Raw genomic sequence first — 15,535 nt, forward strand, 5'->3', positions numbered from 1 at the left:
AACGCGCAATTTGACATAGTGGTAAATTTATTTTACCACTTCGCCAGAGGGGAAGGAGGCAAAGCCATGACCATCGCCATGCCGGCACCCGATCAAAGCGTCATCCAGCGCGGCCCGCAGATCATCGCGGCACTGCGCGCGATCCTGCCCGGCGATGCGGTGATCGACGATCCGCAGGAAACCCGCGCCTATGAATGCGACGCGCTGACCGCCTATCGCTGCCCGCCTTTGGCCGTGGTCCTGCCGCGTACGACCGCAGAGGTCGCGGCGATCATGCAGACCTGTCACCGCATGGGCGTGCCGGTGGTGCCGCGTGGCGCCGGAACCTCGCTGGCCGGAGGCGCGCTGCCCACGGCTGATTGCGTTCTGCTGGGCACGATGCGGCTGCGTGACGTGCTGGAGATCGACACCGACAACCGCTTCATCCGCGTCCAGACCGGCGTGACCAACCTTTCGGTCAGCGCCGAGCTGGAACCGCATGGCTTTTTCTACGCCCCCGATCCGTCCTCGCAACTGGCCTGCACCATCGCGGGCAATATCGCGATGAATTCGGGCGGCGCACATTGCCTGAAATACGGCGTCACCACCAACAATCTGATGGCCGCAACCGTCGTCCTGACCACCGGAGAAATCGTTCAGCTTGGCGGGCCGGAACTTGGTCCGGACGGCCTTGACCTACTGGGCCTCTTCTGCGGCTCCGAGGGTCAGCTTGGCGTCGTGACCGAGGCGACCTTGCGTATCCTGCCCCGCCCCGAAGGCGCGCGCCCGGTGCTGATCGGCTTCGACAATGCCGAGGTGGCGGGCGAATGCGTGGCGCGCATCATCCGTTCAGGCGTGCTGCCGGTTGCGATCGAATATATGGACGAACCCTGCCTGCGCGCCGTCGAAAGCTTTGCCAAGGCGGGTTATCCCGCTTGCTCGGCCGTGCTGATCGTTGAGGTTGAAGGCTCGCGCGATGAAATCGCCGACCAGTTGGCCCGCATCCGCGCCATCGCCGAGGATCTGAACCCGGTCGAATTCCGCGAAAGCCGCAATGCCGATGAGGCCGCTAAAATATGGAAGGGCCGCAAATCGGCCTTTGGCGCGATGGGCAAGCTGGGCGATTACATCTGTCTGGACGGCACAGTGCCGGTCGGCCAGCTTCCCTTCACCTTGCGCCGCATCGGCGAGCTGTCGCAGCAGCACGGGCTGGAGGTCGCCAATGTCTTCCACGCGGGCGACGGCAATATGCATCCGCTGATCCTGTTCGACGCCAACACCCCGGGCGATCTTGCCCGCGCCGAGGCGTTCGGCGCCGACATCCTCCGCCTTTGTGTCGAGGTTGGCGGCTGCCTGACCGGCGAACATGGCGTCGGCATCGAAAAACGCGATCTGATGGGCGACCAATACGACCCCGCCGATCTGGCGATCCAGATGGAGATCAAGGATCTGTTCGATCCGCAATGGCTGCTGAACCCCGCCAAGGTCTTCCCGCTGGAAGCCAGCGCGCGCTTTCGTCAAAGGGCGGCGGAATGACCGCTTTGCTTGACGCTTATGCGCCCACCGACGAGGCGGAACTGTCCGGGATCGTCGCCGACCATTTCCGCCGTGCATCCCCACTCTGCATTGAAGGCGGTGGCACCCGCATCGAAAACACCGCCCAAGGCCAGCGCCTCAGCACCGCGCGCCTTTCCGGCGTCGTCACCTATTCGCCGGGCGAGATGACCCTGATCGCCCGCCCCGGCACCCCCTTGCCCGAGATCGAGGACATGCTGGCAGCCGAGGGTCAGGCGCTGGCCTTCGAGCCCCCTGATCTGCGCGGCATCCTTGGCCGCAACGGCATTCCGACATTGGGCGGCATGGTCGCGGCGAACGCCTCTGGCCCGCGCCGCCTGCTGGCGGGGGCGTGCCGCGATCACCTGCTGGGCCTGCGCTTCGTCGATGGGCAGGGCCGCATTCTGAAGAATGGCGGGCGGGTGATGAAGAACGTCACCGGGCTGGACCTGTCAAAGCTGCTCGCCGGGTCGCATGGCACGCTGGCGATCCTGACCGAGATGGTGCTGAAAACGCTGCCGCTGCTGCCCGCCCGCACCACCCTTATCTGCCGCGATCTTGATGAGGCACAGGCGGTGCGGCTTTTCTCGACCGCTCTCGCGACCCCGTTCGAGGTGACCGGCGCAGCCTACCGTGACGGCACCGCCTATCTGCGGATCGAGGGGTTGGAGAAGCAACTGACCTATCGCCGCGACCGTCTGCTGGCGCTGCTGACCGATCATGATCCCGAGGTTCTGGACGACGCGGCGACGGTCACTCTTTGGCGTGACCTGCGCGATGTCAGCCATTTCGCGGGCCTTGCCGCGCCGCTGTGGCGCATCCTGACCAAACCAACCGAGGCTCCCCGCATCACCGCAGCCCTGCACACCCTAGGCGGCCAGACCTCGCTGGACTGGGGCGGCGGGCTGATCTGGTACGCAGGACCGGGCGAGGCAACGCAGATCCGCAACATCGCCACCCACGCCACCCTGATCCGCCGCGCAGGCGTCACCGGCCCCGCCTTCCCGCCGCAACAAGGCGCGACGGCGCGGCTGCAACAGGGCCTGCGCCAGACCTTCGATCCGGCAGGCATCCTCAACCCCGGTCTGATGGAGAGCTAGATGAGCCAGCCAATCCAAACAGAGCAAAGGGCATTGCCTGATCGCGGGTGGTCACTGCCCGGCGTCGCGCAAGGGCGACTTGATTCCGGGCGGGCGATTCCTCTTCAACCTCGGGTCAGCAGGCGCTGACATGCAAACCAACTTCACCGCCCAACAACTGACCGACCCCGCCACCGCCCGCAGCAACGAGATCCTGCGCTCCTGCGTCCATTGCGGCTTCTGCACTGCCACCTGCCCGACCTACAAAGTCCTTGGCGACGAATTGGACAGCCCCCGTGGCCGCATCTATCTGATCAAGGACATGCTGGAGAACAGCAAAACCCCCGACGCCAAGACCGTTCAGCACATCGATCGCTGTCTGTCCTGCCTGTCCTGCATGACCACCTGCCCGTCGGGCGTCCACTATATGCATCTGGTCGATCACGCCCGCGAATATATCGAGGAAAACTATCGCCGCCCGGCACCGGAACGTGCGCTGCGCTGGCTGTTGGCGAAGATCCTGCCCTATCCGGGCCGCTTCCGGCTGGCGCTTCTGGGCGCGAAACTCGCCCGCCCTTTCCGTCGCCTGATGCCGGATCCACGCCTGCGCGCCATGCTGGACATGGCCCCGCAAAGGATCGCGCCGCGCAGCCCCAACGACGCCCCGCAAACCTTCCCGGCCCAAGGCCCGCGCGTCAAACGTGTCGCCCTGCTGACCGGCTGCGCCCAACGCGCGCTGAACACCGATATCAACGACGCCACCATCCGCCTGCTGACCCGCCACGGCTGCGAAGTGGTGATTCCGCGCGGCATCGGCTGCTGCGGCGCACTGACCCACCACATGGGTCGGACCAGCGAAAGCCACGCCTTCGCCGCCGCCAACATCGATGCGCTGACCACCGAGTTGGACCGCGACGGCCTCGACGCGGTGATCATCAACACCTCGGGCTGCGGCACCACGATCAAGGATTACGGCCATATGTTCGAGGGCACACCACTGGCCCAGGATGCCACCCGCATCGCCACCCTCGCCCGCGACATCACCGAGTTCATGACAGAGCTTGGCCTGCAAAACGCCACCCATGCCCCGCCGCTGCGCATCGGCTACCACGCCGCCTGCTCGCTTCAACACGGCCAGCAGATCCGCAGCGCACCCAAAGACTTGCTGACTGACGCAGGCTTCACCGTGATGGAGCCAAAGGACAGCCATCTCTGCTGCGGCTCCGCCGGGACATATAATCTGATGCAGCCCGCGATCTCGGCCGAACTCAAATCCCGCAAGCTCGCGACGCTGGAAACGCTGAACCCGCAGGTGATCAGCGCCGGCAATATCGGCTGCATGATGCAGATCGGCAGCGGCACCCGCATCCCCGTGGTCCACACCGCCGAACTGCTGGACTGGGCAACCGGAGGCCCCCGCCCCCCTGCCCTCGCGCAGACAAAAACCGCCATCCTTGACTGAGCAATCAAGCAAAACTGCCACAGTCTCCGGCCTGCCAAAATATTTCGTAGCATTTTACTCGGGATTCATTGACAGCGTTAACCTTTTCGCTGATTGCATGAGTAATTTCCCCGGTGTCGAGCAAAGGCCCATCACATGCGTATCCGCTCACTCATCTTGACCAGCGCCAGCACCCTCGCGCTGTCCCTGCCCGTCCTCGCGCAAGACGCGGTCCCGGTTCTCCCTAGCGCCAATGACGATTCCGTTTTCGTCCTCGGCACGATTACGCTGACCATCGACGATGTGTCGGGCTTCACCGCCGATGGTGCGCAGACGACCAAATCGGCAACGCCGATCTCAGAATCGCAACAATCGACAACCGTCGTCACCAATGATCAAATCACCAAGCAGGGCGCCCAGAACATGGGGCAAGCTCTTGGTTACACGGCCGGTGTTCTTGCCGAACCGTTCGGGATCGACCCTCGATTTGACACACCATATATCCGTGGCTTCAAGGCGGAACACGCGCAATACGTGAACGGTCTGCGCCAAGGCCGCTATTTCGGCGCGATCAAACAAGAAATCTACGGCATGCAGCAGATCGAAGTTCTGCGCGGCCCGTCCTCGTCGCTATATGGTGCCGGCTCACCCCTTGGCGTGATCAACATGGTTCAGAAACGCGCTCGGTCTACGGACATGAGCGAGGTCGGGTTGGGCTTTGACAGCAACGGCAGCAGCCGCCTGTTTTTCGATGTGAACCGTGCGCCGAATGAAGATTTGGCATGGCGCGTCACCGGCATTGGCCGCAACGACAGCACGCAGATCGAGGACCTGACGAACAAAGGCGGCTATCTGGCGGGCGCTGTCCGCTGGACCCCGGATGATGCGACCACCATCGATCTGCTTGCCAACTACACCAAAGACGCGCCGATGCCGCCGACCGGCGTGCCCTTCGCGCTGACCGGCACCGGGAATGACGATTACCTGCGCGAACTTTATACCGGCCAGAAGGACTGGGACGACAGCGACCGCACGTCCTATGCCATCGGCGCCGAGATCAGCCACGAATTCGACAACGGCTGGACTCTCAGCCAAGGCTTCCGTTACGAAAGCCTCGATTGGGAATACCGCACCACCTATGCAAGTGCAGTTAACGGCGACTCGACCTTCAGCCGGGGATCCAGCGAGCAGCTTGAAGACAGCAAGACCATTAGCCTCGACACCCGCCTGACCGGCGAAGTGGTCACGGGTCAGGCAACACACAGACTGCTGTTCGGCGCGGACGTTCGCAAATACGACGCCCACGAAAGCAGCCAGTTCTTCACCGCAGCCGATCTGAACTGGCGCAATCCAGACTACTATGTCGACGCACGTTCGCCCTATGCCGATCCGAATGCCGGACCTTCGCTGCTGCGCCAAGTCGGCATCTATGTTCAGGACGAAATCGAATACGGCAACTGGCGCGGTTCGCTTGGCCTGCGTTACGATTGGGTGAAGCAGTCGGGCGAGCGTTACGGAGCTGTTTCGGAATTCGAAGAAAACGAAGTGACTGGTCGTGCGGGTCTGTCTTATGTCTTTGACAATGGATTTGCGCCTTATATTTCCTATTCAACCTCGTTCGACCCGAATGCGGGCGTCGATATTGATAACAAGGTGCTGCGTCCGACCGAAGGCGAACAGTGGGAAGTCGGCGTCAAGTATCTGCCGCAATCCTTCGACGGTTTGATCACGGTCTCGGTCTATGATTTGCGTCAGTCCAACGTGAATCGCAGCGTCAGGCGCACCGACGGACCGGGCAGCGCGATCCGTCAAATCGATGAGGTGAAATCGCAAGGCTTGGAAGTTGAAGCGACTGCAGAGATTGCAGAAGGTTGGCAGATCCGGGGCGGTTATGCTTATAACCGCACCGAGCAAATCGATCCGACAGGTTCCGTTGATCCTAGCACAGGGCTTATTTTTGACGGCAAAGAACTGGCCGATGCGCCGCGTCACCTTGCAAGCCTTTGGATCGACCGCGACTTCGGCAATGGTTTGCGCGTCGGTGGCGGTATCCGTCATATCGGATCGCGCTATATCGACGGTGCCAACTCTCAGAAATTGGACAGCGTGACGCTTCTGGATCTGGGCGGCAGCTATACCTATGGCAGCGTCGAAACCTCTCTGAACATCACCAACCTGACTGACGAGGTCTACGTTGGTGCCTGCGGTTTCTCCTATTGCTCCTACGGCGAAGGCCGGACGGTGACCGCAAAAGTGACCTACAAGTGGTGACACCCGTGGCCGTATCCCTCCGGCCCACTCGTCGCACCATCCTGACCGCCGCCAGCGCAATGCTGGCGGCGGGTTTGCCTTTTCCGGCCCTTGCCCGGACGTCAAAGCCGCGCCTTGCCGCGATTGACTGGGCGATGCTGGAAACCGCCATTGCCATCGGCCATATGCCCGTCGCCGCCGCCGAACTGATCCGCTTCCGCGCCGATGTGGTGGAACCCGTTGTGCCCGAGGACGTCATCGACCTTGGCCTGCGCGGCGCGCCGAATTTCGAGCTGTTGCAGCTCATCCGGCCCGATCTGATCCTGTCCTCGCCCTTCTACACCAAATACGACGACCGGCTGGCCCAGATCGCCCCGCTGCTGAGCTTGCCCTTCTACATTCCGGGCGATCCGCCCTTGCCCAAAGCCCTGTCCGCGATCACCGCACTGGCCGAGGCCGTGGACGACCCGCAGGCAGGCACCCGCACCCTTACAGAGACCGAGGCCAGCTTCACCGACATCGCCGCCCGGCTTGCCCCCTTCGCAGATCTGCCCGTGGCGCTGGTCAATATCGGCGATGCCCGGCACATGCGGACCTTTGGCTTCGACAGCCTTTTTGGCAGCACGCTGGTCCGGTTGGGCCTTCAGAATGCCTGGTCCGAGGCCACTCGCTTCAGCTTCCACGCCCCCGTCCCGATTGAGCAACTGGCCGCAATGACCGATGCCCGTCTGGTCATCATCGGCGATATCCCTTCCGAAGCGCGGCGCAGTCTTGCCGCAAGCATCCTCTGGCACGCCCTGCCGCCGGTCGCGGCCAACCGCGTCTTCTTCTTGCCCGAGACCAACCCTTTCGGTGGCATCCCCGCCGCCCTGCGCTTTGCCGCAGCACTGGCGGGCGCCTTCGAACAAGGACCACGGCCCCTCGCATGACCCGCGCTGTCCGCATCTCCCTGCCGCTGGCGGCGGCGTTTGCGATCCTGCTGTGGCTGGTCGCGGCAACGACGCAATTACCGTTGGCCGACTGGCCCGCCCTGCCCTTCCGCCCCGACGCCATGAGCATCGAGCAAATCCTGATGGCCTTCGGCACGATGCCGCGCGGCGTCATGGCATTGCTGGCAGGCGCATTGCTGGGCCTGTCCGGCGCCATCCTGCAAGTCGTGCTGCGCAATCCCGTCGCCGACCCGACCACGCTTGGCATCTCATCCGGGGCGCAACTTGCACTGGTGCTGGCGACGGTTTTCGCGCCCGGTATCCTCGATTATGGCCGCTGGCCCATCGCGCTTGCGGGGGCGGGTGGAGCCGCTGCGCTTGTCCTTGCCGTCGGTGCCAAACGCGCCTTTGCCCCGGTCACCATGGTCATCGCCGGCCTGCTGATCGGCATGACCGCCAGCGCCATCGCCACCGCCATCACGCTGGCCCAGGGCGAATATCTGCTGTCGCTGGTGATCTGGAACGGCGGCTCGCTGGTGCAGCAAAGCTGGGGCGGTCCGCGCGCCCTGACCCTGACATTGATCGCCGGAGCAATCGCCGCCACCCTGCTGGCCCGCCCGCTCCGCGTCCTGTCGCTGGGCGCAGAGGGCGCATCCGGCCTTGGCCTCAACGTCACGCTGGTCCGCCTGACCGCCGTGGCGGTGGCGGTTTTCCTCGCCGCCGCCGTCTCGGCCGAGATCGGGCTGATTGCCTTTGTCGGCCTTGCCGGGCCCGCCCTTGCCCGAACCCTTGGCGTGCGCGGGATCAAGGAATTGCTGATCCTCGCCCCGCTGATCGGCGCGCTGATCCTGTCGATCTGCGACGGCATCGTGCTGACCATCGCAGGCCAAAGCGGCGAGATGTTCCCGACCGGCGCCATGACCGGCCTGCTGGGCGGCCCGCTACTGCTGTGGCTGCTGCCACGGCTACGCGGCTCGACCCCGCCCGGAACCGAGGCCGCCGAAGGCCCCGCCCGCCGTCGCAATCACCCGAAAACGCTGATCCTGTCGCTGCTGGCCGCGCTGATCATCGCGGCGCTGGTGCTGGTCTGGATCGGTCGCGTCCCCGGCGGCTGGGCGGTGCTTGACGCCGAAAGCTTCGCCGCGTTTCTGCCGATGCGCCTGCCCCGGCTGGTCGCCGCCGCCGCTGCGGGCGCGGCCCTTGCCCTTGCCGGGGCGATCCTGCAACGTCTGACCGCCAACCCGCTTGCCTCACCCGAAGTCTTGGGCGTCTCGGGCGGTGCATCCCTGGGCTATGCGGCGACCGTGTTTATTGTCGCGGCGCCGACCGCCGTTACGCTCACCACCGGCACGATGATCGGCGGGGTCGTGTCGCTGGCGTTAATCACCCTCTTCGTCAGCCGCCGCGACATGCCGCCCGAGCGGGTGTTGCTGGCCGGTATCGCCGTTTCGGCCCTGGCATCCTCGGTCCTCTCGGCGATCATGGCGATCGGAGACGCCCGCGCATGGGCGATCCTCGACTGGCTCAGCGGCTCATCCCGCACCGTCTCGCTGACCGGCGCATCGGCCCTTGCCGCCACCGCCGCCATCCTCTGGATCGCCGCGCTGTCAATGCATCGCTGGTTGGCCGTCCTGCCCTTGGGCCACGGCGTCGCGGGCGGGATCGGCCTGCCGATCCGCCTGTCGCGAACCCTGCTCATCGCGCTTGCAGGCATGGCGACCGGGGCTGCGACCGTTCTTGTCGGCCCGCTCAGCTTCGTTGGCCTGATGGCCCCGCATATGGCCCGCCGCCTTGGCCTTGCCCGGCCCCGCGATCAACTGACCGGAGCGGCGCTGATCGGTGCCGCTTTGATGCTGACCGCCGATTTCGGCGCGCGCATGGCGGGCTTTCCCTATGAACTGCCGCTTGGCCTCTTCGCGTCGCTGATTGGCGCGCCTTGGCTGATCTGGCTGATGATGAGACCCAACCGATGAGTGATACGCTGTTTCAGATCGATGGCCTCTGCGTCGATGTTCCCGGTCGCCGCCTGCTGGACGGGGTTAGCCTGAACCTTCCGGCGGGTCAGATGATCGCGCTCATCGGCCATAACGGCTCGGGCAAATCGACGCTGCTGAAGGTGCTGGCCCGCCAGATCGCCGCCACCCATGGCCGCGTCACGTTCGAAGGCCATGCCCTGACCGACTGGAAGGCCCGCGATTATGCCCGCAGGCTTGCCTTCCTGCCGCAGCACCCGCCCCCGGCGGAAGGCATGATCGTCAGCGAACTGGTGGCGCTTGGCCGCTATCCTTGGCACGGCGCGCTTGGCCGCTTTGGCGCCGAGGATCATCAGGCCGTGGCAAGCGCCATGACCGAATGCGCCATCGACCGCTTTGCCGACCAGCTTGTCGATACGATGTCGGGCGGCGAACGTCAGCGGGCATGGCTTGCGATGATGGTCGCGCAACAGGCCGGAACGCTGCTACTGGATGAACCCATTTCTGCGCTGGATATCGCCCATCAGGTCGAGGTGCTGGCACTTGTCCGGCGCATGTGCCATGAACAGGGCCGCAGCGCGGTGATCGTCCTGCACGAGGTCAACATGTCCGCCCGCTTCTGCGACCACGTCGTCGCGCTGAAGGGCGGCAAGCTGATCATGCAGGGCAGCCCGGACGAGCTGATGCGCTCTGACACGCTTCAGCGGATCTACGGCCTGCCGATGGATGTGCTGACCCGCCCGGACGGTCGCCCCGTTGCCATTCCGGCCTGAAGGAAAACCCCGATGCTGCGCCAGTTCTTTTCCTACTATCGCCCGTTCATGGGCCTCTTCTGGCTGGATTTCGGCTGCGCTGTGATCTCCGGCCTGCTGGAACTGGCCTTCCCGGTCGCGATCACGCTGTTTATCGACCACCTGCTGCCGCAGGGCAACTGGTCGCTGACCGTCGCCGCCGCCGCAGGGCTGCTGGTGCTTTACGCATTGAATGCCGGGCTTCTGACCATCGTCACCTATTGGGGCCACAAACTGGGCATCAATATCGAGACCGAGATGCGCGCCCGCGCCTTCGATCACCTCACCCGCCTGTCGTGGCGCTGGTATGACCGCGCCCGCACCGGCAAGCTGGTCGCCCGCGTCACCCGCGATCTTGAGGAAATCGGCGAGGTCGCCCATCATGGCCCCGAAGACGCCTTCATCGCGGTGATGACCTTCGTTGGCGCCTTCGCGCTGATGTTCTGGATGAACCCGCAGCTGGCGTTTATCGTGGCGCTGATCGTTCCCGCCATGCTGGCGCTGGTGGTGTTCTACGGCGGTCGCATGACCCAGACATGGCGCGCCATTTATTCCCGCGTCGGCGATTTCAACGTCCGGCTGGAGGAAGCGCTTGGCGGTGTCCGCGTCGTGCAGGCTTTCGGCAACGAACGCCACGAGACCGAACTTTTCGCCCATGACAATGCCCGCTACCGGCAGGCGAAACTGGACGCCTACAAGATCATGGCCGCCTCGGGCGCGCTGCAATATATGGGTATGCGGCTGGTGCAGGTGATCGTCATGGTCGTGGGCGCGGGTTTCGTCCTGTCGGGCGATCTGACCACCGGCGGCTTCGTCGGCTTCCTGCTGATGGTCGGCGTCTTCTATCGCCCGCTGGAAAAAATCGCCGCCGTCATCGAAACCTATCCGCGCGGCATCGCCGGTTTCCGCCGCTATCAGGAATTGCTGGCAACCGACCCCGAGATCGAGGACGCCCCCGGCGCGACCGAGGCCCCTGCTTTGCGCGGCGATATCACCTTCCACGACATAAGCTTCGCCTATGACCCGACCCGCCCGATCCTGAAGGGGATCGATCTGACCATCCGCGCGGGCGAGACCGTGGCCTTCGTCGGCCCCTCGGGCGCGGGCAAAACGACGCTTCTGGCGCTGCTGCCCCGCTTCTACGAGCCGACCTCGGGCCGGATCAGCATCGACGGCCTGGACCTGCCGCAGATGAAGCTGAACAGCCTGCGCCGCCAGATCGGTCTGGTCTCGCAGGACGTGTTCCTGTTCGGCGGCACCTTGCGCGAAAACATCGCCTATGGCCGCCTCGGCGCCACCGATGACGAAATCCGCGCCGCCGCCGCGCAAGCACAACTGACCTCGATGATCGAAACCCTGCCCGAGGGTCTGGACACCATCGTCGGCGAACGCGGCGTGATGCTGTCAGGCGGCCAGAAACAGCGCGTGGCCATCGCCCGCGCCTTCCTGAAAAACCCCCCGATCCTGATTCTGGACGAGGCGACAAGCGCGCTGGACAGCCAGACCGAGCGTGAGATTCAGACGGCGCTCGACGCTTTGGCCGTCGGTCGCACAACGCTGGTCATCGCCCACCGTTTGGGCACGATTCGGGGCGCCAACCGCATCGTCGTCATGCAGGAAGGCCAGATCGCCGAGATCGGCAGCCATACCGAACTGCTGGCCCAGGGCGGCATCTACGCAAGGCTGGCGGCATAGAACGAAGGGTGGGGCACAGCCGCGGTTGGGCATGCGCAACGGTCGTTCTTGCCACTTTATGGTGCCACCCCGTCGAACACCTCTGTCGCGCGCGGCATCACCAAAGTGCCCAGCCGGGGGGCGGCTGTGCACTGCCCGGCGTCGCCCAAGGGCGACTCGATTCCGGGCGGGCGCTTTAAGTTAACCGATTAAAGCGTTGCGTAGGGTGCGTGCTCCGCACGCACCACCCCCCATCAAACCAACGCCAACCCAATCCCGCCGCACTCTGCAAGCACCACCACCACCCATGGCGGCACCCTCAGCATCAGCAACGCAAAACACCCGACCGCCAGCGCCAGATCCGCCACCCCATGCACCGCGCTGACAAACACCGGATCGTAAAGCGCCGCCGCAAGGATTCCGACGACGGCGGCATTCGACCCCTGCATCATCCGTTGCGCCACGCTTTCCTGCCGAAAGCGGCTCCAGAACGGCAGCGCCGCGATAAGGATCAGAAACCCCGGCAGAAAGATCGCGGCCAAGGCCATCAACCCGGCCCAGAACGACGCCCCGACCACGGTCCCCAGATAGGCGGCAAAGGTGAAAAGCGGCCCCGGCAGCGCCTGTGCCGCGCCATATCCGGCAAGGAACTGATCGGCGCTCACCCGTCCCGTCTGCACCATCTCTGCATCCAGCAGCGGTAGCACCACATGCCCACCGCCAAAGACCAACGACCCGGCGCGATAAAAGCTGTCAGCCAAAGCCAAACCGGGCACAGCCTCCGCAAGCAGCGGCAACAACACCAGCAGCGCCAGAAAACCGACCGCCGCGATCCAACCGATCCGCGCCGACACGGGCAGGCTTACCGGCCCCCCTGCCCTGCCCGCTCCGGTCTCCCGCAGCATCAGCCCGGCGACAGCGCCGATCAGGATAGCCACCATCATCGCCACCGCGCCGGGCGCAAGCATCAGCACCGCGATCGCCACAACCGCAATCGCGACACGCGGCGCATCCGGCGTCAAACTGCGCGCCATCCCCCACAAAGCCTGTGCCACGATGGCGACCGCGACCAGCTTCAGCCCATGCAGCAGCCCCTCGCCGAACGGCCCGCCGACCCCCGGCGCGGCCATCGCGAAAGCCAGCATGATCAGGGCCGAGGGCAGCGTGAACCCGACAAAAGCCGCTGCCGCCCCGGCCCATCCGGCCCGCGTCAGCCCAACCGCAAAGCCCGCCTGACTGGAGGTCGGGCCCGGCAGGAACTGACACAAGGCGACCAGATCGGCATAAGCGGCATCGGTCAGCCAGCGCCGCCGCACGACCAGCTCTTCGCGAAAATATCCCAGATGCGCGACCGGCCCGCCGAACGAGGTCAGACCCAGTTTCAGGAACACCCGAAACACCTCGGCCGCGCTGCCATTGCTGTCGCTCATCGAAACGGGATTCCTGCATCGGGACCGGACGGGCGCAACCTAGCCGTCCGTCGCCCGCGCCGCTATCCCCAGTAAGCCGCCGCCATGAAATTCCGCTTGTCGATCCCGCGCGCCTGCAGATGGCTGCGCGCCTTCCGCGCCTGACCGGCCTCGGCTGCGAACCAGACGAAGCTGCCTTCGCCTGTCCCGCAATCCTGCAGCGCAGCCAGCAGATCATCGACCTTCTTCACCCGGGGGTCCGCCGCCAGCGGTCCCAGATCGGGATAGCTTGCGCTGACGAAAGCCTCGACCTCGCAGGTCGCCAGTTCCAGCATCCGCACGATCGCGGGCAAGGCTGTCTCATCCCCGAAAAGATGCAGTCGCGCCGCGTCAGGGCACCAGCCGCCACCCGGTCCGATGATCGCGACCTCGGCGCCCTCGGGGCCGGACAAGGCCCAGTCGCAGGTCGGGCTGCCCTCGTGCCGGAAGATGTCGAAATCCAGCCAGTCATCCTGTTGCTCGATCACCGTATAGACCGGCCTGTGCAGTGCATCCGGTCCCTCGGGCCAGATGGTTCGCCCCGTGGCCCCGATCCTCGGCCAGATCGCCTGACGGCCCGCAGGCGGCACCAGCAGCCGGAAATGCAGGCTTCCCTGCCCGAACCGCGCAGCCTCCGGCCCCTGCAGACGCACCCGCAGATAGCCCGGCGTCCGCGGCGAAACAGACACCACCCGCATCAGCGACAGCCCCGGCGCCAGCGCGCCTTCATCCACCCGTTCCCACAGGATCTCCAGCCCGGCCTCTGCGAACAACTCGGTCGCGCTGTCCTGCAGATTGCCCATCAGCCGCGCTTCCGGCGCCGCCAGATCGACGCGCACCGAACCGTCCTCGGGCGTCAGCCGCAACTCGCATCCCCAGACGAACAGGCTCAGCGCCTCGGGGCTTTCGACCAGCGGCACATCCCACGCCGTCGCCCGCGCCTTCAGCGCCGCAACTGCTGCGCCCGAGGCACGCGGGATAACGCCCAGATTGCGATAGGTGCGAAGCTGCGACATGATGGAAGTCCTGATCGAAATGACTCGTCCGGCAGCATATACAAAAGCATTTTTGTCAACAATACCCCCGGCAACCACCTCTCGAAGCTGTCATGACCACGCGGCTTTTCGCAGATGCAGCGGGAACCTGCCCACGGATCGCAGGGCTAATGGCTTGTTTTCGCCGCACGAAATGCGGCCCTCTGGCCGTTTCATTCCGGATGCGCAAGATCAGGATCACCACCCGGCGATGCGCAGGCCGTATCGTCAAGGAGGAGGTGAACAGAGCTGCAATGGAGTTCAGACCATGATGTCTATTCGTCAAAAGCCCGTCCGGGCCGCCTTTCTTGCCGTCGCACTTGCCAGCGCCACCGTGCTGAGCGCGTGTAAGGAAGAGGGTGACGCAGGCGCAGATCCCGCCGCAACCACCACCGACCCGGCAGCCGAAAGCGCGCCCGCCCCGGATGCGGCAGCACCGGCCACCGATCCTGCACCGGCAGGCGAAGCTCCGTCGCAGTAAGCGTCAGCGAGCCAATATCGCGACACCGGAACCGCCGGCGCAAGCCGGCGGTTTCGCTTGCCGGTCATGACGGCGCCTCGATCCTGACCGCGCTGACGACCGGATCGCAACGCCTGACCGCCACCTGCAACCGCGCCATCAGATGGGTGCGGATATAGGTCGCGTGAAACCGGCTTGGCGCCAACAGCGTCAGACAGCCCGCCTCGACGCCGCCATCCACCAACCCCGAAAACCACGCATCGTAAAGCGCACCGTCCTCACCCGACAGCATCGCCCGCGCCCTGCCCCACAGCCCCTCGGCGGGCAAAGGATCGGGCCTTCGGAACGGAACCACGGTCCGGTCCGCCACCTCTTCGACCCCGCCCACACGGGCCACGTAATCCTCGCCGATATTCGGCCAGGCCGGGCGGGTGTCCAGCATGATCCGCTCCAGATCGATCCCCAGAACCGAGACCCTGCCCCGCGCGCCTTGCTTCTTCACCGTGATCCAGCCCAGCCCCTTCAGCCGGGCCATATCCCGCTTGACCGTCCGCTCATCCACGCACCACAGCCGCGCTATCTCGCGCTGGCCCATGACAAGCTCGTTCCTCTGCCAGTTATATCTGGTGGTGATCAGCGCCATCAGCCGCAGCACAAGCCGCTGCGCGTTCTGGTCGCCAGCCAGCGCATGTGCCATCATCGCTGACAGGATATCATATTTCTTCGCCGCCGCCTCTCGGCCGACGGGTTTGATCACCTGCATCGCTGCTCCTGCCTGCCGGTTAACCCGGCCATTGCTCGTCTGGTGAATGGACGATCTTGTGTCGTCTCAAACGCTTTTCACCATCTTCACAGCATTTGCGTCCCGTTTCCCGATTCTGTCAAGAGTTTTGCACCCTTGCGCCTTTTCCCGTCCCATTCCG

12 protein-coding genes are annotated in these 15,535 nt (G+C 64.8%); 9 read left to right on the forward strand and 3 right to left on the reverse strand.

Annotated features, from left to right (window positions below):
• Positions 1-72 precede the first annotated feature (72 nt).
• The 8 genes from JJJ17_RS16165 (at position 73) to JJJ17_RS16200 (ending at position 11,691) form a co-directional block, all read left to right on the forward strand.
• On the forward strand, positions 73-1,515 hold the full coding sequence (locus JJJ17_RS16165; RefSeq protein WP_200688417.1) for an FAD-linked oxidase C-terminal domain-containing protein: 1,443 nt from the start codon (positions 73-75) through the stop codon (positions 1,513-1,515).
• Positions 1,512-2,633 carry an FAD-binding protein gene (locus tag JJJ17_RS16170; protein ID WP_200688239.1) on the forward strand — a complete coding sequence of 374 codons (1,122 nt, stop codon included), beginning with the start codon at positions 1,512-1,514 and terminating at the stop codon, positions 2,631-2,633. Before JJJ17_RS16165 ends, JJJ17_RS16170 begins: the two co-directional genes overlap by 4 nt.
• Positions 2,634-2,763: 130 nt before the next feature.
• Positions 2,764-4,074 (forward strand): glycolate oxidase subunit GlcF, encoded by a 1,311-nt coding sequence (gene glcF / locus JJJ17_RS16175; RefSeq protein ID WP_200688241.1) that lies wholly within the window; start codon positions 2,764-2,766, stop codon positions 4,072-4,074.
• Positions 4,075-4,209: 135 nt separating this feature from the next.
• Positions 4,210-6,324, forward strand: coding sequence for a TonB-dependent siderophore receptor (locus JJJ17_RS16180; protein ID WP_200688243.1), 2,115 nt, complete (start codon positions 4,210-4,212; stop codon positions 6,322-6,324).
• 59 nt (positions 6,325-6,383) lie between these two features.
• Positions 6,384-7,232: an iron-siderophore ABC transporter substrate-binding protein gene (locus tag JJJ17_RS16185; protein ID WP_200688419.1), complete on the forward strand. Its 849-nt coding sequence runs from the start codon at positions 6,384-6,386 to the stop codon at positions 7,230-7,232.
• The gene (fhuB, locus tag JJJ17_RS16190) at positions 7,229-9,205 is read left to right on the forward strand and encodes a Fe(3+)-hydroxamate ABC transporter permease FhuB (RefSeq protein ID WP_200688245.1); all 1,977 of its coding nucleotides are present in this window, start codon (positions 7,229-7,231) and stop codon (positions 9,203-9,205) included. Before JJJ17_RS16185 ends, fhuB begins: the two co-directional genes overlap by 4 nt.
• Positions 9,202-9,978: an ABC transporter ATP-binding protein gene (locus tag JJJ17_RS16195; protein ID WP_200688248.1), complete on the forward strand. Its 777-nt coding sequence runs from the start codon at positions 9,202-9,204 to the stop codon at positions 9,976-9,978. The genes fhuB and JJJ17_RS16195 overlap by 4 nt, the downstream gene beginning before the upstream one ends.
• 12 nt (positions 9,979-9,990) lie before the next feature.
• On the forward strand, positions 9,991-11,691 hold the full coding sequence (locus JJJ17_RS16200) for an ABC transporter ATP-binding protein (protein ID WP_200688250.1): 1,701 nt from the start codon (positions 9,991-9,993) through the stop codon (positions 11,689-11,691).
• A gap of 233 nt (positions 11,692-11,924) precedes the next feature.
• Here the strand turns inward: JJJ17_RS16200 and chrA are convergent, their stop codons facing one another.
• On the reverse strand, positions 11,925-13,100 hold the full coding sequence (gene chrA, locus JJJ17_RS16205; RefSeq protein WP_200688252.1) for a chromate efflux transporter: 1,176 nt from the start codon (positions 13,098-13,100) through the stop codon (positions 11,925-11,927).
• Positions 13,101-13,162: 62 nt separating this feature from the next.
• The gene (locus JJJ17_RS16210; RefSeq protein ID WP_200688254.1) at positions 13,163-14,134 is read right to left on the reverse strand and encodes a siderophore-interacting protein; all 972 of its coding nucleotides are present in this window, start codon (positions 14,132-14,134) and stop codon (positions 13,163-13,165) included.
• Positions 14,135-14,420: 286 nt separating this feature from the next.
• Between JJJ17_RS16210 and JJJ17_RS16215 the strand changes: the two genes are divergently transcribed.
• On the forward strand, positions 14,421-14,633 hold the full coding sequence (locus tag JJJ17_RS16215; protein WP_200688256.1) for a hypothetical protein: 213 nt from the start codon (positions 14,421-14,423) through the stop codon (positions 14,631-14,633).
• A gap of 64 nt (positions 14,634-14,697) precedes the next feature.
• Here the strand turns inward: JJJ17_RS16215 and JJJ17_RS16220 are convergent, their stop codons facing one another.
• Positions 14,698-15,375 (reverse strand): hypothetical protein, encoded by a 678-nt coding sequence (locus JJJ17_RS16220; RefSeq protein WP_200688258.1) that lies wholly within the window; start codon positions 15,373-15,375, stop codon positions 14,698-14,700.
• Positions 15,376-15,535: the final 160 nt, after the last annotated feature.

This window comes from Paracoccus caeni, from assembly GCF_016629665.1.
GTDB lineage: Bacteria > Pseudomonadota > Alphaproteobacteria > Rhodobacterales > Rhodobacteraceae > Paracoccus > Paracoccus caeni.